We start from the raw sequence: 22,318 nt of genomic DNA on the forward strand, positions 1-22,318 counted from the left end.
GTATAAAAAAAAACGCCCTTAAAATGGGCGTTTTGTATCATGATTTTGTAAAATTATGGGCTTGTGCAACGGCTACCGGTGTTGTAAGCAGTTTTTATTGTCCGTAAATCATTGCTAAAATCAACGGAATTGTTATTAAAACCGATATTATTGCTGGTTTTATCCAACTTCTTTTTCTGTGTTCAAAATCTTTTCCAATAAATTTATTCCAGAAATATTCTGTCAAAATTCCACCTCCTGCAATATTAAAAATCAAAGCAATGTTTCCGCCAATATTCACTAAATTCACAACTACCAAAGTTGCGATTGTATATAAAATTCCAAAAATTAAGACTTGAATTCTACCTGCTTTATTTTCAATTTGTTTCATATTGTACATTAGTAAAACTGCTCCGAATATGGTTGAAAAAAGTCCAGAAAAAACCATAATTACTTTTTTTGAATGTAATTCAGGTGCATTTGGGTCGTCAGTAATATTATTTTTCTTTTTACTCTCTTCGACTTCTTTTCTTTGAATTATTTCCTTTTTTTCTTTTTCGGTTTCAATTTGTTTTTCAACGCTTTTTAATTCCGATGATTCTCCGTTGCGTTCTTTTAAAATTTGAATTGAAGCTGAAACAGCTTGTTCGTTATAACTCTTTTTATTCTCTAAAATATATTCTAATTCCGAATCAGTTTTGTGTTGAAACTTTTCGATAAATTTATTCTCGCTCATATTCTAATTTGTAGTGTGTTTTTCGGTTTGGGCAAATTGCTTACAACGGTCTCGTATAACCGTCAGTTACGGGTTAATATGCGTTAATTTTCGGTTAAGCACTGGCGTTAGCAATTCCGAGTGGATTCGGACGTAGTCGAATCCGCCGTAATTGCGGTTATACATTGTTGTGCAACGTATTTTTATTTCCATAAACTTGGAATTTTTCTGTATTCAACAAGTATTTTATTCCGCTCACTTTCCGAAAGTCCAAACTTATTTTCAAATCCAATTGGTGGTGGTGGACTTTTATCGTCTATGTATAAAACAAAATCGACAAGATATTCGCTAATATTCATATTTGTTCCGACACAGCCTGATTGAAATTCAACTGGATATTCGGTGTCCGAAATAGCTTTTAAAATCAAATCCGTTTTATTTTTAAATTCAGGTTTTCTAATTAGTCCTTCGTATGCAATGGTTTTTATTGTACCATTTGGATAGTCTGTCAGTTTTAAAAGTTCAGATTCCGTTGCATTTTTCATAATCCAAAATCTTCTGTCAAATTGTTTTGGACGTCTGGCATCAATTCCAACTACTCCGCTTGAAATTCCTCCATATTCCGCAACTTTTACACTGTCCTTTATTTGTTGTCGAATTCCATTCCAGTTATATGTCCAACTTTTTTCATAAAACGAAGAGAGCACAACAACAATTCCAATTCCGATAATTGTCAAAATTGGAAAAATCATCGAGAAACGATTTCTCTTTCTAATATGTCTTTCAGTTTTTCTCATATGTTGCACAACGGTTTTGGCTATGGTTTCGCTGCGGAATAATTCGGCAGAATTATTCCGAGTATTCCCCAAAGTTAGTGAAATGCTTGGAATTTCCAGTAGGAAATTCCGTAGCAGTGAACTATAGCCGATGTTGTAGTGCGTTTTTTTTCATTAATATTCGGTTACCTGACTCCAATTTTCTCCTTTTCTTATTCTATGAATTTGCGTATCAGATACTCCAAAACGTTTTGCTATCATATTAATTCTTGTTCTCTTGTTTTTTAATTGGCGTTTAATTATTCTTACTTTTCCTTCGTTTAATTTGCCAATTTTTTTACTTCTTTTTTCAACGATTTCTTTCCAGTTCGGATTGTTAAATTGATGAAGTTCTTTTTCTCTTTTCGTTGCCCATTTTAGGTTTTCTACACGATTGTCGGTTTTGTTGTAATTTAGATGAATTACATAAATTCCCTCATTCTGTTCGAGGAAGTGTTGAGCCACAAGTTTGTGAACATATCTGCTAGTCGACTTTCCATTTCGTTTTTGTTTTAGCGGAAGATTTTGGTAGCCATTGATAAATGATTTTTTTACCTCAAATTCCTTTTCGTCTTTACAGTTTAAAATTCGTCCGTAATTAGAGATTTTGAATTTTTCGTTTTCAGCAATTCTATCGTCAAATTCAATCTCTTTCCATTCTTCATTCCAATAGTTTCTTATCATTCTAAAATGTTTTTCTTAAATGCACTACAACGGTCTAGTATAAGAATAGTAGCGGATTTTTAAGCTCTAAACTTTCGGTTAAACACAGACCTTATTTATATTTACTTACATTCGTTTTAGCCATTAAACCGCTATTATTTTTATACATTGTTGTGCCTAGTGCTTTATCCTTTGTATGGTCCGAGAAATTTATCTCCATTGAAATGAACCATATGGTCAGGATTATCCGCTATCCAAACTTCAGTTTCCCAAGCAATATCTGCCATAAATTTCCTAAACTTTGGTCTATCTAAAAAAGCGGTTACGTAAACAATATCAGCTTTACAATTCTCCGTTAATTTCTCAAGTTGTAGTAATCTAATTTCGCTAATTGGTCCCGATGAATGAACTGCTTCAATTAGATAAAGCCAATTCTTTTCTTTAGAATATGCAATTACATCAGGTAATTCTTCGTGAGAAATTTCAAAGAAATTTAGTTCTTCGAGTTTCCCAGTTTCTAAATGTAAATACTTATTTGAAGTATCTCCAACATATAAAACTTCTGCTCCAAAACCATATCTAGGTAGAAAATCCTCAATTATGGCTTTTTGTAAATCATTATGCTCTCCAGCAGAAAATTCAAGTTTTCCTCCAGATGGCAGAGATACTTTTACCTTTTGTATTTCTCTTTGTCTTTTTAGTTTTTGATTTAACGGCTCAATTCCTTGAAGCTTTTTTGCAACAAGTTCCTCCCAATTTTTAGAACCATATTTTCTTATGAGTTCTGCATACATTGGATTAATACAATATCCACGAGTAGAATCGTTTGTTGCAGAATTTGGACTAGACCTTAAAACAACCTCTGCAACAGTCAGCAGTTTTAAGTCTTTTCTCCTTATGTCGTCATATGAGCCTGAACTAATGTCTTCTCCGAAATTTTTGTTGACATAGTTAATTACATCCCTTGTCTTTAAGGAATATCCACTGTTCAAGTCCTTAATTGATTTGAAATCATCTATATTTTTAATATCAGCAGTTGCTAAAAAAGCAATTGCCATTCTTTCTAATCGCCTTGGTGTAGAATCAATAGGGATTCCAAAGCTGTCTAAAATGAAAAGTGTAGTGTTTATCAGTTCCTGAACTTCTTTGGACTTATTTTTAAATTTATCTGGACTGATATATTGCTTCATTCTCGAATAGTTTGAATTGTTCGTTTTCTGTAATTAAATATGTCAAATCATTAGTCAAATAGTCTTTAATACTGGAAGCCAAATGATAAGCGAAATTTGGTGCTACTGCATTTCCTATTTGATTATATTGATGTGTTTGTGTACCTATAAAATCAAACCAATCAGGAAAACTTTGAAGTCTAGCAGCCTCTCTAACTGTAATTCTACGTCTTCTCCCATCTTTTAATCTAACTCGATGCATATCTCCAGTAGCTCCAGCTAAATTTCTACAAGTTAAGGTTCGAGCAGGTCTATCTAAATATAAATCTCTTGGATTTACGCATTTTGAAGCTTTTTCATATCTAGCAACATATTCATCCATAGATTTTGTGAAGAATTTTGAGTCTTCATCAAATTGAAAAGCTAATTCTCCTAGAGCTTCTCCTGCTGTAACTTTTCGATTTATTTTTTTAGGGAATCTGTTTTTCTTTTTAGAACCTATTACAATTACTCTTTCTCTGTTTTGTGGAACTTCATAATCTTTAGCATTTAAAAGCGAGTAACTCACATAATAACCCAGTTTCTCAAGTTCTTCGATAACTTCTTTTAAATACCATTTGTTTTTATACAACATTCCACGAACGTTCTCGAAAAGAAGAACTTCTGGGTCTAATTGTTTTATTGCTGCTAAGAAAATCGGAAATCCATCACGAGAATCTTTTAAACCAAGTTGTTTGCCTCCAACACTAAATGGTTGACAAGGTGGACCTCCAATAACAATATCTGCTTTTGGATAAATGGTTTCAGTTGTCAGTTTTTGATTAAAACATTCTCCGATTAGGTTTTCGTTGTATGTTTTTGTCGCATTTTCATCCATTTCATAGCCAATAGTTTTAAATCCATTAGCCTCAAAGCCCAGGGAAAGTCCACCGCAACCAGCAAATAAATCAACCACTGTTTTATTCAAATCAGTGTCAATCCAAGGTTTTAGTTTAGTATTTATTTCTTCCCAATATTCCATTTTGTAAAGGTACAATTTTTCTGCCTGAATGTTTTTCCCGCATTAGGCACAACGGTCTCGGCTATGAGTAGTTGCGTGGGTTAGCACTTAACTTTGCAAGTACTCACCAAGTTTGAAATTCCGCAGGAATTTCCAAAGTAGGCGAGAACAAGCAATTACTTATAGCCATTGTTGTGTATAGTGCTTTTATTGTTTTAATTCCATTTAATCGGTTCAGTTTCTTTCAGTTTTGAAGCATAAAAATCAAGAGCGTCATTCAAATCCGAAAAGTAATTTCCGTCTTTGTTTTCATCTGTTGATACATAGTAATTTCCAAGTTCCTTTGGTTGTTCCTTACTATGAAATATTGGAACAATATAAGTGTCAAGTGCCCAACATTCGGTTATAAATTCCTTTTTGGGACTAAATCTTAACCAATAATGACTTGTGAAAGGAAACAGTTCATAAAATTCAGTATGCTTTTTTGCTCCGAGTAGCATTTTCAAATACCTGTTTTTCCATTCCGTATTCTCCCAAAATTTCGTGTCATTAAAGAACATATTCTTGACTTTGTTCCAAGCTTTTTCGATATCTGAATTTGGATTTTCAAAGTCAAAATCTTCGTAGATTTCGAGTTCATTAAATTCGGATTTTATTTCGGAAATTGATTTTTGTTCTCCAATCCAAAATTCGATTACTTTTGATAGTCTTTTTAAATCACCAAAAATCCCACGCGCGAAGCATTGTTCATAGTCTTGCTTTTTAGTCCGCTCAAATAGAACAATCGAAAAGTCCTTGTCAGTTTGAGCAAATTCCGCTCGAAAACTTCTTCCATCTTTGTTGTAAAATGCATAACGATTTGGTAGAATTCCATCAACTGTTTTTGCCAATTCCACTTTGGAATTAGTCTCGGTTAAAATTCTTTGTATTTCTTTTGAAAAATGCATTTTGTCGGTTTCGGGCATTATACACAACGGTCTCGTATAACCGTCAGTTACGGGTTAATATGCGTTAATTTTCGGTTTAGCACTGATGTTAGCAATTCCGAGTGGATTCGGACGTAGTCGAATCCGCCGTAATTGCGGTTATACATTGTTGGCAGTAGTTTTTATTTTTAATTCATCCTTTTTTGTCAGTATTCTATAAATTCCATTTCCAATTATTCCACCAACTAATAATGATAAAATAAAATTCAAAATATTCGGTTCTGGATGTCCATTACTTGCTGGTTCAGCGCTATAAAACAAATTCAAAAATGAATTCATTTCGTGAGTGTGGTAATAGCAAATGTCAGGAATTAGCAAATCATATAGCACAGTAAAACTTGTCAGCACCATTCCAATTCCACAAATCGAAATCAAAGTCCATTTTAAAGTCTTACTTTTTCTCATCTATTCTTCGCTCAAATAAGTTTTAAATTCAGCTGAATAGTAATTACCGTTTTGATTCAGTTCCTTTTCATCAACATTATAGTCTACTATGTCTTTATCTGATGTAATAACTATTGAAAATCTATTATTTTCAAATTGTCCGATTGCGGCTATTCCACGTTCAGATTTGTCTTTTACAGTCAGTCCTTTTGGTAAAGTGAATACAGTCTCCTTTCCCATAAAGTAACCAACTTCAATATCCTGTTTTAAAACACCTAATTTATTCGAAGGTGAATTAAAATTATTCCATAATATTCCGAGAACCAATATTAAATTCAGTGAAATTGAAATCCAAAATATTATCTTTTTCATTGGTTAAATTGTTTTAATTTTGTGAATTTTCAAATTACTGCCAACGTTGTTGTATAAGATTAGTTGCGTGTTTTAAGCACCTAATTTAGCAAATACAAACCGAATAGAAAATCCGCGAGGATTTTCGTAAGCAAGCTCGAACTAGCAATTAATTTTATACGGTGTTACCCAACGTTTTTTTCTTTCAGAATTTGTTCCGCAACGGCAATTGCTTCTTTTTGATATTTACCTTTATTTTCAATAATATATTTCAGTTCCTCAACTGTTTTCTCTTTATAGCTTTCTTTTAATTTTTCAATTCTACTTTTTGGTTTATACTTTATTGGTTTTAGTTCAATTCCTTTTTCCGTTTCTGATTTATCTATATATGGAATGAGTCTAAATCGGTATTTTGTATCCTTAAGCTTATCTTCTTCTAACAAGAAGTCATGAAGTAAAGTCGTGAGATAATAACGGTCTCCATTTTCAAAGGTTAAATCCCAATATCCAAAGTCCGAGAAAAGTGTTGGAATTCGGTAATTTTTGTCAATCGCGTTTTGCCAATATTTACCAAGATTATATATTGAGTATTTCACATTTGCTAGAGAATATTGTTTAGTTATTCCTCTTTGGGTAATTGTAATTATGTTTGAATTACTATCAATTGAAAATTCAGTGTTTTTGTTAAACTTATAATAATTCAAGATCAAATAAATTGCGGGGCCATTGAACAAAATGAAACAATATCCTAGAGCAATTAGTATAGCTTTTAGATTGTAAATTTTGAAATAGAAATGATTTAAAACTATTACGAAGACTAGGATTACAATATTAGTTCTCAATAATCTAGTAATAGACTTAAAATTCAATTTATAAGTTGCTGTCTTCAAAATGTTGGGTAACGGTCTATTATATGAAAAGTTGCGTGTTAATATGCGTTACTTTTCGGTTTAAAAACAAAAAAAACAGAAAAGATGGAACATAGAGAAAAGAACAAAAAAAGCAATTTTTTATATACATTGTTGTGCCACGTTTTTAATTTTTTAAATCGGAAGGATAAGACTTGGGTAATGTATCTTGTTTTAATTCTCGTTTTTGCTTGTCAAGTTGTAGTTTCAATTCAGAAACAGAATCTTTATAAGTTAAAAGTAAATTATTTAGAGAGTCAGATTTTTTATTTAAAAGGTCAACTTCACGATTTAGAGAACGATTGTCAAAATGTTGGTAAACAGTAAATATAAAAACAATGGCTGCTATTAAATATCCGACCCAAGGTTTGTTATACCATTCGGTTTTATTTTCTGATTTCTCAAAGTGTTTAAGCGACTTATTAGATTGTTTTAGTCTTTTGCCTTTCTCGGTTAATCTGAACCAGTCGCCTTTTGTTCTACGAATGAACAAGTCATTGTTTTTAGCAAACAATTCTATTTGGTCGATTAACTTGAAAAAATACTCTTTTTCGTCTTTTGTTTCAGGTTTTAATTGGTCAAAAACAGGGTCTTTGATACCGAAAGCATCAAAGTCCTCAATATTTTTAATTATTAAATCGATATGTTTTATTATCTCTTTATCTGTCATTTGTCAAATGTGGCACAACGTTTTTGGCTATGGTTTGCTGCGTCGGTTCAGCAATAAATTTAACAAATAAACACTAACGTTCACGCTTGCGTGGTTTTTCCGAAGGAAAAACTGCCAAGCAGTAAACTATAGGCAGTGTTGTACACAGTACTTTTATTTCCAATTATTTAAAATTTCATCTATTCCTTTATTAATTCCGCCATAATAATTTCCCTTTTCAAATTCAGGAATGATAGTGTTTTTAATAATCTTTTCACGAGTACTTTCAGGTAAAATATCTTTCGTGTCTTTGGCTATTCCAATTCCGACATCTTTTAAAGATTCACTAACAGTTATTATAATTCCGCTGTTTGTAAATCCGTTGTCAATACTCCAATTTTTGTTTAATTTCTCTTTTGAAGGAACTGTTAAAATCAGAATTTTTTTTCCGCTTTCTTTTTGAAGTTTAACTAAAAGCTTTTCTAATTCCTCATTTTGTTCTTTCGTAAAGATTTTTTCCAAATCATTCACGTAAGTTTCAGGTTTAGCCTCATAATTTTCTGGCATATCAGAAAAGTCAAATTCAATTTCAGGTGGTTGAGTTTTAACTTCAGTAATTTTTGAATTATTACAAGCAAATAAGCTGATTATTAAAATTCCGATTATCAGTTTTTCGATTTTCATTTCAGGCGCTTGGGTATTGTGTACAACGGTCTAGTGTATGAGCAGTAGCGGATTAAAAACCACTAACTTTTCGGTTAAACACTTACCTTTATTAATATTCATTTCTTTTCAATTTTGCCCTAAAACCGCTATTGCTTATACACATTGTTACCTGCTGGCTTTCTTCGTTCTGCTTGGTTTTCAGCGTTGGCAAAGACATACTCTTTTGCAATTTTTGGTTGCAGCGTTGGCTGGTGCGAATTGCAAATGTGTATGGCTTTTAGCGTTGGCATTTCTTTACGGTCTTGTTATTCCACTTATAAATGTTTCTACAAATCCGACTATTTTTTCAGTCACTCGTTCGGCTATTGTTTTTCGGTCTTTCAAACTTGGGCGTTCTTTCAACATTCCAATTATTTCATCTCTCAATGGTTTTTTCTCCGTAAACAAATAGTTTCCAATAACCTCTTGCAATTTTTCAGCATCTAAATTTTCTTCTTCACTTAAATTTTCAATTGCTGTAACTCTTTCTTTGCTCCAATAATTGGCAAACTCATCTGGAATATCGTCTGAATCGTCAATATGTGGTAAATTCTCTTGAATAAATCGTTCAATCAGTTCACGTTTACTACGCATCTGAGTGTCTCCTGACATCAATTCTAAAATTGCCTTCTTCTGCTTTTCTTGTTCTTCAGCATCTGAATCCTTTAATTTTGCTAAGAGTTTCAAGATATAAGCTACATTGATTTCATCTCTGTGAATTAACTCTAATTCAAAATCTACGTCTTGAAGAATTGATACTTTCTCTTTTGCTTGAGCCGATTTTGCTTTGTCGTAAAGGTCAAGATATTTGGACTTATAATCTTCAAAATTTTGTTCGTCCATTGATAAGTCCACAAAGTCAAATTCTGTAAAGGTTGCCAATACGTTTTTCAGTCGCATTAGCTCTCTAAAAGCTTTGATGAATTCTAATTCCTCTTCTTCGCTTGGAAGGTCATTTACACTATTTACAGTTGGTGCGATTTGCAATAATGAGATAAATGCTTGATTGAATTTTGCAACATATTCTTCATAAGGTTGCATTATGATTTCATCTTTTGCATTGATATTTGAAAAAAGTGAAATGGCTTCATCAGTAGCTCCTTTCAAATTCCTAAAACAAACAATGTTTCCTTGTGATTTCAACTCATTCAAAATTCTATTGGTACGAGAATAGGCTTGAATCAAACCGTGATAACGTAGATTTTTGTCAACGTAAAGTGTGTTCAGTGCTTTGCTATCAAAGCCTGTTAAAAACATATTTACCACTAACAAAACGTCTATTTGTTTGTGCTTAACTCGTTTTGCTACATCATTGTAATAGTTGTAAAAACTTTTGCTGTCTTTAGTCGTGTAATTTGTACTAAACTGTTTGTTGTAATGACCCATAAAGTCTTCCAAATAGTCTCTGGTATGCTGATTACCATATTTTTGTTGTGGTTCAGCTGCAATACTGTATGTGTCGTTGTTTAAGAATTCGTCATCAATAAATGTATCTCCTACAGCTTCTTTATCTTCTTCGTTAGCTTGATAAGAAAATATAGTGGCTACTCGTAAATTGTGTTCTCCTGCCTCTTTTTTCTGATGAAATAATTGGTAATACTCAATTAAAGTGGCAATGTTAGAGACAGCAAAGATGCTTGTAAACTCTCTGCTATTTGTCTTGCGATTATGATTGGTTATGATGTAATCTACAATGTTATTTAAACGCTCTGGTGCGTTCATTACTTCTGCTTCATCAATGGCTTCTACGTCAATATCCAAAATGTGGTCTTTCTTCTTGAAAGTGCTGATGTATTCGATAGAAAATTTTAATACGTTTTCATCTCTGATGGCATCTGTAATCACATACTTGTGCAAAATTTTATCAAAGAGCATTGTCGTTGTTCGCTTACCATACTCATTTTTTCCTGCATTAGCTTCAAATATTGGCGTGCCTGTAAAACCGAACATTTGGCAATTTGTAAAGAAATTTTTGATTGTTTCGTGTGTTTTTCCGAACTGAGAACGGTGGCACTCATCAAAAATGAATACAATGCGTTCATCTTTTAATGTCTCCATTCTGCTCAAATACCTTTTCTTACTTATTGCGGTATTTAGTTTTTGAATGGTAGTAACCATCAGTTTGTTATCGCCAACCATTTGTTTTACCAAAGCGTTGGTATTATTTGTACCATCAATACTTCCTTTACTAAACGCATTAAATTCTTTGGTTGTCTGATAATCTAAATCTCTACGGTCAACTACGAAAACCACTTTATGTACTTGAGGTAGATTTGTTAGTATTTGTGCTGCTTTAAAAGAAGTTAATGTTTTACCTGAACCTGTTGTGTGCCACACATAACCATAATCGGTTGTATTCTTTACTCGCTCAATAATCGCTTCTACAGCATAGAATTGATAGGGACGAAGCACCATCAATATTTTCTGCGATTCGTTAAGCACCACATATTTCGTTATCATTTTTGAAATATGACAAGGCTCTAAAAATATATCAGTAAAAGTGGATAGCTGTGTGTTTAGTTTGTTCTTTACATCACTCCAATAAAAGGTTTGTTTAAACGAACGAGCTTTTAATGGACTATTGGCGTAATACTTTGTATTTACACCGTTGCTGATTACGAAGATTTGTATAAACTGAAATAAACCTTGTCCTGCTCCGTAGGAATGTCTTTCATAACGGTTGGTTTGGTTAAAGGCTTCTTTAAGCTCCAAACCTCTTCGTTTTAATTCTATTTGCACCAAAGGCAAACCGTTGATTAAAATGGTTACATCATATCTGTTTTTATATGAGCCTTCCATTTCTACCTGTTGGGTAACTTGGAATTCGTTCTGACACCAATGTATCTGATTTATTAATTCAATGGTTTTATGCTCGCCTTTGTCGTTGGTGTATGGAACTCTATCTCGTAAAATCTTTGCTCGTTCAAATACATTGCCTTTATTGATGTAGTTAAGAATTTGCTTAAAATCACTGTCAGAAATAGTAGTCTTATTATGAATTTCCAATTGACGTTTCAGATTATCTAAAAGGTCGGTTTCATTTCTTATAACTGCTTTTTTGTAACCCAATTTTTGTAACTGGGAAACCAAGTTGTTTTCTAATATTTGTTCTGGCTGTGTGGTCATTCCTCTTCGTCTGTTGGATTTTGTAATTCATCAGCCAAATCAATAATTTTTCCCGTAAGTGTTTCAATTACTTTTGCTCTGTCTTTTAGTGCTGGCTTCTCATTCATAGCGTTTGCCACAGCATCACGCAAAGGCTTTTTGTCACTAAATAGGTAGTCGGTTACCAATTCTTTTAATTCTGTGGTTTTTAGGTTCTCTTCCTCTGCAAAAACTGAAACTTTTCCTGTCGTAGGTTCATCCCAAAATGCCTCTTCATCAAAGGTGTTTACCAATCTTTTTATTTCTTCTTTTGGCTTTTCTTCCACCGCTTCGACAACTTCCTTTTCAGGTGTTTCAACTTCCTCAGCTTGTTCTTTCTCAACTTCAACAGCAACTTCTTCTTCTGTTTCGTCGGTTTTCAAAAATTCGTCAGAATACCTGCTCTCGTATTCGTCATAGTCATTTTCATAAAGTAGTTGACTATACTTTGCCTTTTTTATTGGAAATTCTGTGTTCTCATCAAGCCAATTGTTGTAATCTTCTATTTCCTCATAAATCAGTTTGCCGCTCGATAAGTCCAAACTAAAGTAATGTTCGAGTACATATTCAAGTATATTTTCAGTCATATTTTTGACTGTGGTTGCAAGTTTAGACGAGCTAAAAATGGGTTTTGGTGCCATTCTTCCGTGTGAAATATCGCCTCTTTTATTTCTAATTTCTCCTAAAACTTGAATAATTGCAGAGAACCTAACAACAAAATCTCCTTCAATATCTTCACAATTATCAGAAAGCAAATTCATAGATTGCTTGAATAATTTTGGTAGATTCTCGTCATCAATATTGGCTGGTGTTTTGGTGTTGTCAAGGCTTATTATTATAGTTTTTGAAACTCCTTCAATAAGTGCTTTACAACTTTCTATGCATATATCTGGATTTGCTATTTCATTGGCCTGAATAATATCTATTATTTTGAAATACTCTTCAAAATGACCACTGTTTTCAATGTTTGCCTTTATGATGTTTCTTATTTTTATCATTCTTACACAAACATTTTTTGCAGTAAACCTTGTTTGAATTCTTTGCTATCTTCAATTTGGTTTTCTAATTTTTGAATTGCCTTATCAATAGATCCCAAGAAAGATGCAATTTTTTCTTGCTCATCCTTTTTAGGAATATCAAATTTCAATTTCATTAGTTCCACTTTCGACATATTGAAACGAGTGCTTCCTTGTGCCAATGGAATAATCTTACGTCTCACATTTTCACTTCTAAAAAAGAACTGAGAAAATTCGGGAATTAACTCATCCAAAGAATTTGGTCTAAAGCCAAAACAAAAACTGTTTAGATACACTTCGTCTACGGGTTCTGTTAAGACCGAAGCAGTTCCAATTTCATTAGGTGTTTCAGATGATGTTGTGAAAAATACATCTCCGAGTTGTGCCTTGCTCTGATTTTCGCCTTCTTCAATTTTAACCAATCCAAATTGTGATGTGTTGATTTTAGAGTCGCTAAAAATCTGCATATACTGTATGTAAGGTTTACCTTCTCCGAAATCTACTTTTGTCTTTCCTGTTAATCCATTAAATGTATTTCCTAAATTTCCCAACTTCTTTTCTTCCCAATCTGGAAAATCTGTTCCGTCCTCTTTTTTAAAGCGTATTTCTTGTGAAAAGATTTTTTGCATTACACCTTTTTTGTATTGCTCTAAATCTGTTTTCTTTTTTTCTAAAAGATTGATTCGTTTGTCTATACTAGATAGAAAAGAACCGACTTTTTCTTGTTCATCTGGGATTGGAAAGAAAACGGGAACTGTTTTTAAATCGGTAGTGCCAATAGCTGGATAGCTTGTTCCTGTACATCTTCTTAGGACATTATTTACAAATTTCGTTGTGTGCAAATAATGGAATATAAATTTCTTTGATTGATTAGTCCTTATTTGAGCATAACCCGTTGAAGCTACATAACTTCCTTCCTTTTTAAAGAAATAATTGTTTTTTTGATATGGTCTCACGGTTTGAAAAAGAATGTCACCTTTTTGCAAAACTCTTTGTGCTCGACTTGGTGCACCTTCTTTGGTAATTTCATTTTCTTTTTCTAAACGTCCATTATTCACACTTTCTAAATCAATGTAGATGAACTTCTCTGGTAAATCCTCTGTTTTTGGGTTTATTTCACAAAATGTATTGAGCACATTTTTATCAATAATTCCATCAAATTCAGGAAACCGTAATTCTGGTGTAATGTTATTCTCCATCTTCTTCAACTTTAAAAGGTGGTACAATACCTAATTCAGAACAAAAGCCAATAATTTCATTATTCACATCCTCAAGGTCATTATCATAACCAACCAATCGTTCTGAAACTTCCGCTAAGTCAATGGGTTCTTCCTCTTCAAACGTATCTACATAACGAGGAATATTAAGATTGTAATCATTTTCTGCAATTGCTTCTAAGCTGGCTACATAGCTGTATTTGTCTTTTGTTTCTCGGTTACGGTAGGTGTTGATGATGTTCTCTACATCTTCATCACGCAATTCGTTTTGGTTGCCGTTTTTGATGTAATGGTCGTCTCCACTGGCATCAATAAAAACAATGTTGTCATCTACTTCTCTACATTTTTTGAATACCAAAATACAGGTTGGAATAGAGGTGCCATAAAAGATATTTGCAGGCAAGCCAATAACAGCATCTAAGTAATTAAGTTCTTTTATCAAATATTCGCGTATTGTTCCTTCAGCAGCACCTCTAAACAAAACACCGTGTGGTACAACAGTTGCCATAATTCCGTTGTCAGCCAATTGGTAAATCATATGCGTTATGAACGCATAATCCGCTTTTGTTTTTGGTGCTAATCGACCATATTGGCTAAAGCGTTCGTCTGTATTGTTCAAAGGATTCTTGTCGCTTTTCCAATGTGCCGAAAATGGTGGATTGGCAACTACGGCTTCAAAACGTTTTTCGAGATGTTGTGGGTTTTCCAAGGTATCTTCTTGTTCAATACTAAATTCACGAAAATGAATGTCGTGCAGTATCATATTCATTCGAGCCAAGTTGTACGTAGTACGGTTGAGTTCCTGTCCATAAAACTCTCCAACATCTTCTACCTCACGAGCCACACGAAGCAATAAAGAACCCGAACCGCAGGTTGGGTCATATACTGATTTTAGTTTTGTTTTTCCTGTGGTTACAATTTTTGCCAATATTTTAGAAACCTGTTGTGGTGTATAAAATTCTCCTGCCGATTTTCCTGCTCCTGCTGCAAATTTTGCAATCAAATACTCGTATGCATCACCAAGAACATCTGCATCAATATCTTGTAATTTGAAATCGATTTTGTCGAGGTGGTTTAAGATTTTTACAATTACTTCATTTCTCGCTCCAACGGTTCTACCAATTTTTGTTGAAGTCAAATCCAAGTCCTCAAACAAGGCATTGAAGTCTTCTTCAGATTCCGTACCCATTGTGCTTTGCTCAATGTGGTTCATTACCGCTTGTAAGTCCTCTATGATATAATTGCTTTCACTTTCAGTATCGGCATTACCTTTTTTCGCTAATTCCGAAAACAATTCTTTAGGTTGCAGGAAGTAACCCAATTTCAAAAGGGATTCTTCTTTAATTGCATCAAGCGTTTCCGTATCGGTTACTTCTTTATAATCGGTTACTTCTTCGCCTTTAAGTAGTTCGTTAGCATAGAGATATTGTTTCTCACTCAGGTATTTATAAAAGATAAAACCGAGAATGTAGTCTCGGTAGTCGTCTGCACTTATCTTTCCTCTTAATAGGTTCGCTATTCCCCAAAGTTGGGTTTCTAATATTCTTTTTTGGTCTTCTGACATATTTTATTTAGTTCTTTTATTTTCACTTTTCTCGTGTGTTGGCTAAAATAGCTCTTTTGGTTTTTTTAGCGTTGGCTTTTGCGTTGGAAAAAACCAAATGTGCTATTTGTGCGGCTGGCTTTTTTCAGCTTGCAGGTAACGTTTATGTATAAGGAAAGTTGCGTGTTTGTGTGCGAGGATTTTCCGAAGGAAAATCAGATGCTAGCAAACGAGCAACTAACTTTGGTTTAGCTAAAACTAGCAATTTTTTTTATACGGTGTTGTAAGTAGTTTTTTATTTTTTGTCCGTTTTATTTTCTTTTACAGAGTCTTTTATTAGTGCGTTATAAATATATTCAGGTGTCTTTTTCTTTAGCTTAGACATTTCTTTTTCGATGTGCTTAGATAGAAATTCTTTTTCCTTTTCGTTCAAATTTTCAAGAATTCCAACTCGACCATAAAAACTTATGTTTTCGTCTTCTTTATGCACAAGAACTATTAAAGGATATCCGTTTTGAGCTTCAAACATTTCCAAGTTATTCTCAATTCCCGTTTTCGGATTTGGTCGGTCTAAAAAATAGGTAAAACTCACATTTTTTTCCGTCGTACTATCGAAAGGGTCACTTGTCTGATTTGCATAACTTATTATTCCTTGAACTTCATAAAAATCGGTTTCGTCATAGTCCGAGTATTTCTTTTCAGACTTGCAAGAAAGAAGTCCGAATGACAGAAATAACAGTATGTTTAGCGTTTTTCTCAAATTACTTACAACGTTTAGTATATGGACAGTAGGGCAATAGAAAGCATTGAACTTTCAAACTTGCACTTAGCCAAGCTAAACATTTTTATATTTAATTTTCTTTTCAATATCATAAATTTTAGCTTGGCGGACTTTATTAAAAGCACCAAACCTTGATTAAGCTATAAACGCCCTATTGGCTATATACAGTGTTACCAACTGGCTGTTTTTCCGTTCTGTTTGTAGCGTTGGCAATGGCATACTCTTTGATAAGTTTGGCTCGTGTGGTTGGTATTTCGAGCGACTTGGCAATGTGTATGACTTTATGCGTTGGCTTTTCATTTAAAGTTCTTTTTCTTTCGTTTCAAGTTTATAATTTCCAAGTCTTAGTAATGCAACAATTAGTAAAAGCATAACTGCTGATGTGTAATTTTTAGTCGTAAAAAAGCAATGAGCAACATTGTTTCTCAAATTCATTCCGCTTGATGTGAACAAAAATTTAAAAAATGCAATATCATCTTCTGGAATTAATGCTTTTAGTTTTTCATTATCCAATAATTTGTCGAAACCAATCCTTTCTTCTGTTCCGTTTTCTTTAATTTCTATTGTCTGAGCACCAATCATTCTTGATAACTCACGTAATAAACCTTCAAATTTTAATGCCAAGCTGTCTATTGCCAAAATATATCCTTGAGGATTATGCTTGTTTGTTTTTATATCAATTTCTGTTTGAACGAAAAAACTTTGTATTGATGGTGAAAGCAATTCAATCCAATTGAAACCTTGTGTTTCGTTGTTTGTGTCCAAATAAGTATAATCTTGTCCGTACCAAGAATTGTTTTTTAAGTAGTCAATTAAACTATTAAAGGAAATTTTACCGCATTTAATTCCTTTTGAAACAACAAACCAAATGTGATTGATAGAAAAATTATTAATGTGTATTGAGTATGGATTTATTCCGCCCGATTTGTTCTTACTTACATTTTTATTAATGTCAAACGACATTGTAGTAACTAAATCGAGCATAACTGGCTTTATTTCTTCATGCAAGACAGCAGCTTTAGGCAATAAATTATCTAAAATCAAATAGCCGTAGATATCCTTAGCATTTCCATTTTCTGTTAGTTGTGTAGTTTTTTCTTTAATAGAATCCCACCATTGGTTTAAAAGCTTATTATATTTCTCATCTTCTAATTCAAAAGAAACCTTTTTGAGGTCAATTGTCTTTTTCGCTTGTTCAAGTAAAACGGCTATTTCTTCAATCTTAGTTTTATTGTTTGCCTTTTTGTATTCTTCTAATGCGTTTGTGTAATAATGATGAGCAATAAAACCTTTGTTCTTTTCCTTATCAAGTTGGGAAATATGATAATCGCCTAATTTTTCGTGAAATTCACTTGGTGAAGTATTAAGTTTTTGACTAAGAATAACGAGTAATTTTAAATAGCTTTCTATAACCGTTTCGTCTAAATTGGAAATTTTGTTTTGTGAATAATCGAAGAATTTTTGAGTAATTGAAGTATCTATTTTTTTACCATTCTTAATGATGAAATCCATCAATGAATATTTTGTAAAATCGTTTAGTTTATCACTTTCCAAAAGCGAATCCAAATAACTTATAATTTCATCTTTTTTGTGGTTTACAGTTTGACTAAGGATAAAAAGATTTTTGAAGTACTTGGCAAATGAAAAGCATTGCAAATTATCATCAACTGAAAACGAAGAATTTTTTAAAAGCAATAAATAACTTTCAATTGCTTCTCTGGCAAAATCAATATGTTTCTGCGGACTTAACCAAAGTAGATGATTGTACTTTGCTTTGTATTTTGGGTTTTGTACTTTATCTGCTCGTGTTTTGATGTAATCGTAATTATCGTCAAATAGCTCTAATGTTGGATAGGCATTTGCACCGCTTTGGAATTTTGGAATATGTTTACCTTCTTCAATTGAAAAGTCAGCAAAGAATAATTCATACGAACATAACTTTTTCGTGCTTTCATCTTCAATCTTATCTCGTAAAGCCGTGATGTATTTGTACGTGTTTAAATCCAAATACTGAAAATTGATATCATTTTCAAGGTATTCGTAATATTCATCTAAATTCTTAAAATCCATTTGGTGTAATGTTTAGATGATTTCAATTTTATCAATTTCTTTCATTAATCTGTCCGTTTCAGAAAGAGCAACAATGATTTTTTGATAATGTAAAATATCATCAAATTCTAAGGTTCTTTCTTTTCGGTCTTTTAGCCATTTTTGAGCAGGTTGGTAGCCACCAATGTAAAATTCCCAAGCGGTTAATGGGATGTTGTCAAAGTATTGTTCTTCATTTATCCAAATTCTGCCCAATTGCTTTTCTTCATCAAATAATTCCCAATCTTTTTTCCCAATTTTAGTTGTTATGTTGTTTTCTCCATCTTTTGGATAAGTTGTAATGTAATCTTCCACTTTTGGAGATTCCAATAAATGAATTTGGCGTATTTCTCCGCCCAATTTTACCAATTCCCAAAAAGACTCTTTGTCTTTTGGATAAGGTACTCGTGGAAAATCTATTTTTAAAAATTCTTTGTATTTCTCGCGATAGTTTGGCGAATGCAATACCGCATAGATGTAATCTAAAATGTCAATTGGTGCAAAAGTATTTTCTGAATTTTCTTTTTCGTTGGTAAAGGTCAATCCTAACTTTTCAGTAATTTCATTTACAATTTCTTGATTTAGATTTGGCTTTCTTTCTGTTGTTTCTTCAATAGTTTGTTGTCCGCTGTTTTCAGAATAAACATATAGGGGGAAAACATTTGCATTATCTAAAGAAGAAGAAATACTCTTGTCTGTAATATTATTTGATAAAAAATAATTGTGAGCATCAGCATCACGCCCCACTCTTACCAAACACAGTGCAATATTGTCTTGAGTAAGGTGTTTCATTACTTCTTCACGTCCCCAATCAACCATTGAGTCTGAATAGTAAATAGTCCTCATATCAAAAGGTCGATATGATATTGGTAACAAGAAATCATTATGTGTATTATTGGCAATTGCGATTCTCGCTTCACTCATTTTCCACCCTCTTGTGTCTCCTTTCAAATATTTACCCGCTTTTTTGTTTCCAAAGAATTTCTCTCTTGTTATCGAATCATCAATTTCAATGTTTGCAAAATCTATTATAATATTTTTCAAAACTTCTTTTTCAAAATTGATTACAAAAGAATCTCTTGCGGAAGTAATGCCCATTGACTGCACTTGCATTAAGTTAGAAACCAAAAATCCCTTATTGTAGTTTTCTAATTGTTTATTATCCTTAGGAACAAAAAAGTAATTTGGTTCTTTAGGTGTAAGTTCTTTAAATTCTGTTGTTTTTATTGAGTTTTCAGATAAGTAATTGTACTTAACGTCTCTTTTCCCAAACAAATCGTAATGAAATACTTTTCCCAATTGATTTGTTTTCTTTTTCCCTGTTTTTACAAATACTGTGATTGCAACGCCTTGCATAATGTCAAATACATTCTGGTCAATTGAGCCATCAGGAGCGGTTTCTTTTTTAGTAGAATTTCCGTGTAAATCTATGGTGTAAATCTTATCATAGGTTTTTAATAAATTCCAACGCATACCTCTAAATGTTGGGTTGTCTAAAAAACCGTGAGGATTGATAAAAGCCAAAACACCACTTCCGTTTTTTTCAATAAAATGCTGTCCATAGCGTAAGAATTTTACATAGTCATCATTCAGCCAATGTTTACGTTCATTGAAATGAACACCATCAACATATTTGTAATCTTCAATTAAATCACTAATCCATTTTCCATTATTGGAAGAAATACCGCTATAAGGAGGGTTTCCAATAACGCACATTACAGGAGTATCACGTTTTATGTGGTTAGCTTCATTAGCTTCACTACTTAACCAATTTGCAAATAAAGTACCTGTGTCTGGATGGTATTCTTCTAAACTATTGGTTAGGTAAACTCTTGTTCGCTGGTCTTTTGTTGGTTTAAATCCTGTTTCTTTTAGCAGTAAGTCCAATTGCAAATGAGCCATTGCATAACTTGCCATTAACAACTCGAAACCGTTTAATCTTGGTAGTAAATGTTTTTCTACATAACCGCTCCAAATTCCTTCTTGTCCTTTAAATTTTTTGTTTACGTGTTTTATTACTTCTGCTAAAAAGGTTCCAGTTCCTGTTGCTGGGTCAAGAATTTGTACTTTATGTACTTCTTGTTCCATTTGTTTGTAACCAGTTGTAGAACGCTTGTCAGGAGTTTGTGTATTTACAGTAATTTTTGTTTTAGAAGTGTCTGCCAAACCTTGTGGCAAATCAAATTCTGTTTTTAGAATATCATCAACTGCACGAACAATGAAATTGACAACAGGAGCAGGAGTGTACCAAACACCTCTTGCTTTTCTTAGCTTTGGGTCATATTCTGCCAAGAAAGTTTCATAAAAATGGATAATTGGGTCTTCCATTTTTGTAGTCTTTCCATAATTTTTTAGAATTTCTTCAACATTACAGGCTAAAAATATTTCGGTAAGGTTATCTACAATCCATTTAATTCGGTCGTCAATATCGGGTCCAGCTATGTAGCCAAAGAGTTTTCTTAAAAACGGATTTGATTTAGGAATCAGTTCTGCTGCTTCTTGTCGGCTAAACGTATCTAAAGTTGGGTCGTGCAAACGAGCAGCAAACATTCCGTAAGCAATGGTTTGAGCATAAACATCCGCAAATCCTTTTGGTGTAATGTCGTGAATCAGAATACTTTTAAAAGCAGTCATTTGCTCTTTCAAAGTACTATCTTCTTGATTGTCTTCATCACTGGTCAAAGCCTTTTCAATAACATCAGAAAGAAGGCAGGCTTTGCCCGCCATCATTTCTGCTAATTTTTTTGAACTTTTTATGTTTTGTCCAATGTGTGTACAAAAGTCTTTGATAAGGTTTTCAAACCTTGCAAAATTTTGAGGTAGTGCAACAATTCCTCTTTCAGTAATTTCTGCGATGGCGATTTTGGTAATAAATTCTCCATCATTGTATAAATGAAAATCTATGTAATCCGTGAAAATTAGATTGTCTAATGATGATTTGTATCGGTCAAATTGTTCTTTGTTTACTGATTTCTTTTTTCCTTCAAGGTCTTTATCTCCAATGTTTTTCGCTTCAATAAATCCTACAGGAATATCTTTTTTTGTCAAGATGTAGTCAGGTGCTCCGCAAGATTGTCTTTTCGGTTCGTTGGTTGCTCTAATTTCAGGCACTAAACTTTCAATGAGTTGCTGTAAGTCGCCTCTAAATGTATGTTCTGTCGCATTTCCGAGTTTGTATCTCTGATTTATGTTGTCAATGTAATTTTCTATTGTCATATTTCAATTCTCATTATTCTCGGTGAGCGTTGGCAAAAAATAGCTCTTTTGGTTTTTTCTGCGTTGGCTTTCGTGTCGGCAAAAACCAAATGTGCTATTTGTGCGGTTGGCTCTTTTTTCGCTTGTTGGTAACGGTCTTGTGTATGATTAGTGGCGTGTTTAAGCACCTAATTTAGCAAATAAAAACCGAATAGAAAATCCGCGAGGATTTTCGTAAGTAGGCAAGAACTAGCCATTAATTATACACGTTGTTCTACGCAGTTTTTATTCCGCTAAATCATATTCGAAATTTGAATTATCATCGAAATTCCGTAAATTATTGATATTATAATAATTCCTTTTTTTATCGTTTTTCCGTGTTTGTTTGACCAATTCACGTATTCAGTTTTTTTAGATTCAGATACTTTCCATTTTCCATCTGCGTATTTAAATCCGAAATACATAATTACCGCAAAAAAGATAATTCCGATAATTGAAGTCAAAAGACTTGGTTCCATATTTAATTCTTAATTATTAGTTTAAATTCCGAATTTTCAATTCTTTTTTCCAATTCAGAGTATGTAATTCCGTTCAGTTCAGTTTCTCCGTTTTTCGCTCGATAAATTTCCGATTTAGTTTCTGCCCCGTTTTGATAAACCCAATTATATAAATCAGTCGAATCTTTTTGTTGAGTTCTAATATTAATTCGTTTCCAGTTTTTCTCAATTATTCCAAATTCGGATGTTGTTTTGTTTACAATCAAATCTCCGTTTTCTGAATCATAATATAATTCCTTTAAGTCGCCATAATGGTCTTCAATTTCCATTGAATAAAGTCCAAATCCAATAAATCCGACAACTGTAATTATTACAATTCCGAAAATCAGAAGTCCATATTTTAATCCTTTGTTCATTGGTTGGTCAAATTGCGTAGAACATGTGTATAAACACACTGGTGTGTTTATTTTTATTATATATACACCCAAATATACATAAATACTTACAGGTCTA

20 protein-coding genes are annotated in these 22,318 nt (G+C 32.9%); all 20 read right to left on the bottom strand.

Annotated features, from left to right (window positions below):
* Positions 1 to 94: 94 nt before the first annotated feature.
* The gene (locus ACIEHO_RS15945) at positions 95 to 715 is read right to left on the bottom strand and encodes a hypothetical protein (protein WP_406973556.1); all 621 of its coding nucleotides are present in this window, start codon (positions 713 to 715) and stop codon (positions 95 to 97) included.
* Positions 716 to 897: 182 nt separating this feature from the next.
* Complete coding sequence (locus ACIEHO_RS15950) at positions 898 to 1,491, bottom strand: hypothetical protein (RefSeq protein WP_406973557.1); 594 nt, start codon at positions 1,489 to 1,491, stop codon at positions 898 to 900.
* A 153-nt stretch (positions 1,492 to 1,644) separates the two neighbouring features.
* Complete coding sequence (locus tag ACIEHO_RS15955; protein WP_406973559.1) at positions 1,645 to 2,193, bottom strand: HNH endonuclease; 549 nt, start codon at positions 2,191 to 2,193, stop codon at positions 1,645 to 1,647.
* Positions 2,194 to 2,357: 164 nt separating this feature from the next.
* Positions 2,358 to 3,362 (bottom strand): BsuBI/PstI family type II restriction endonuclease, encoded by a 1,005-nt coding sequence (locus ACIEHO_RS15960; protein ID WP_406973561.1) that lies wholly within the window; start codon positions 3,360 to 3,362, stop codon positions 2,358 to 2,360.
* Positions 3,337 to 4,362 carry a DNA cytosine methyltransferase gene (locus ACIEHO_RS15965; protein ID WP_406973563.1) on the bottom strand — a complete coding sequence of 342 codons (1,026 nt, stop codon included), beginning with the start codon at positions 4,360 to 4,362 and terminating at the stop codon, positions 3,337 to 3,339. The genes ACIEHO_RS15960 and ACIEHO_RS15965 overlap by 26 nt, the downstream gene beginning before the upstream one ends.
* 194 nt (positions 4,363 to 4,556) lie before the next feature.
* Positions 4,557 to 5,288: a hypothetical protein gene (locus ACIEHO_RS15970; RefSeq protein ID WP_406973565.1), complete on the bottom strand. Its 732-nt coding sequence runs from the start codon at positions 5,286 to 5,288 to the stop codon at positions 4,557 to 4,559.
* A 138-nt stretch (positions 5,289 to 5,426) separates the two neighbouring features.
* Complete coding sequence (locus tag ACIEHO_RS15975) at positions 5,427 to 5,732, bottom strand: hypothetical protein (protein WP_406973567.1); 306 nt, start codon at positions 5,730 to 5,732, stop codon at positions 5,427 to 5,429.
* Positions 5,733 to 6,083 (bottom strand): hypothetical protein, encoded by a 351-nt coding sequence (locus tag ACIEHO_RS15980; RefSeq protein WP_406973569.1) that lies wholly within the window; start codon positions 6,081 to 6,083, stop codon positions 5,733 to 5,735.
* 164 nt (positions 6,084 to 6,247) lie between these two features.
* The gene (locus ACIEHO_RS15985) at positions 6,248 to 6,766 is read right to left on the bottom strand and encodes a hypothetical protein (RefSeq protein WP_406973570.1); all 519 of its coding nucleotides are present in this window, start codon (positions 6,764 to 6,766) and stop codon (positions 6,248 to 6,250) included.
* A 331-nt stretch (positions 6,767 to 7,097) separates the two neighbouring features.
* On the bottom strand, positions 7,098 to 7,640 hold the full coding sequence (locus ACIEHO_RS15990) for a hypothetical protein (protein ID WP_406973572.1): 543 nt from the start codon (positions 7,638 to 7,640) through the stop codon (positions 7,098 to 7,100).
* Between the two features lie 153 nt (positions 7,641 to 7,793).
* Positions 7,794 to 8,303, bottom strand: coding sequence for a TPM domain-containing protein (locus ACIEHO_RS15995; protein ID WP_406973574.1), 510 nt, complete (start codon positions 8,301 to 8,303; stop codon positions 7,794 to 7,796).
* A gap of 128 nt (positions 8,304 to 8,431) precedes the next feature.
* Positions 8,432 to 8,575, bottom strand: coding sequence for a hypothetical protein (locus ACIEHO_RS16000; protein ID WP_406973576.1), 144 nt, complete (start codon positions 8,573 to 8,575; stop codon positions 8,432 to 8,434).
* A gap of 4 nt (positions 8,576 to 8,579) precedes the next feature.
* Entirely contained in the window at positions 8,580 to 11,450 is a 2,871-nt protein-coding gene (locus tag ACIEHO_RS16005; protein ID WP_406973578.1) for a type I restriction endonuclease subunit R, read from the bottom strand.
* Positions 11,447 to 12,466, bottom strand: coding sequence for a hypothetical protein (locus ACIEHO_RS16010; protein ID WP_406973580.1), 1,020 nt, complete (start codon positions 12,464 to 12,466; stop codon positions 11,447 to 11,449). Before ACIEHO_RS16010 ends, ACIEHO_RS16005 begins: the two co-directional genes overlap by 4 nt.
* Before the next feature lie 2 nt (positions 12,467 to 12,468).
* The gene (locus ACIEHO_RS16015; RefSeq protein WP_406973583.1) at positions 12,469 to 13,683 is read right to left on the bottom strand and encodes a restriction endonuclease subunit S; all 1,215 of its coding nucleotides are present in this window, start codon (positions 13,681 to 13,683) and stop codon (positions 12,469 to 12,471) included.
* Positions 13,673 to 15,265 (bottom strand): type I restriction-modification system subunit M, encoded by a 1,593-nt coding sequence (locus ACIEHO_RS16020; protein ID WP_406973585.1) that lies wholly within the window; start codon positions 15,263 to 15,265, stop codon positions 13,673 to 13,675. Before ACIEHO_RS16020 ends, ACIEHO_RS16015 begins: the two co-directional genes overlap by 11 nt.
* Positions 15,266 to 15,539: 274 nt before the next feature.
* Positions 15,540 to 16,004, bottom strand: coding sequence for a hypothetical protein (locus tag ACIEHO_RS16025; RefSeq protein ID WP_406973587.1), 465 nt, complete (start codon positions 16,002 to 16,004; stop codon positions 15,540 to 15,542).
* Between the two features lie 321 nt (positions 16,005 to 16,325).
* Positions 16,326 to 18,095 (bottom strand): DUF4209 domain-containing protein, encoded by a 1,770-nt coding sequence (locus ACIEHO_RS16030; RefSeq protein ID WP_406973589.1) that lies wholly within the window; start codon positions 18,093 to 18,095, stop codon positions 16,326 to 16,328.
* A 12-nt stretch (positions 18,096 to 18,107) separates the two neighbouring features.
* Entirely contained in the window at positions 18,108 to 21,329 is a 3,222-nt protein-coding gene (locus ACIEHO_RS16035) for a type ISP restriction/modification enzyme (RefSeq protein WP_406973591.1), read from the bottom strand.
* 499 nt (positions 21,330 to 21,828) lie between these two features.
* Positions 21,829 to 22,318: hypothetical protein (locus tag ACIEHO_RS16040; RefSeq protein WP_406973593.1), on the bottom strand; the 490-nt coding region annotated here is incomplete at its 5' end.

This window comes from Flavisericum labens, assembly GCF_045446075.1.
Classification (GTDB): domain Bacteria; phylum Bacteroidota; class Bacteroidia; order Flavobacteriales; family Flavobacteriaceae; genus Flavisericum; species Flavisericum labens.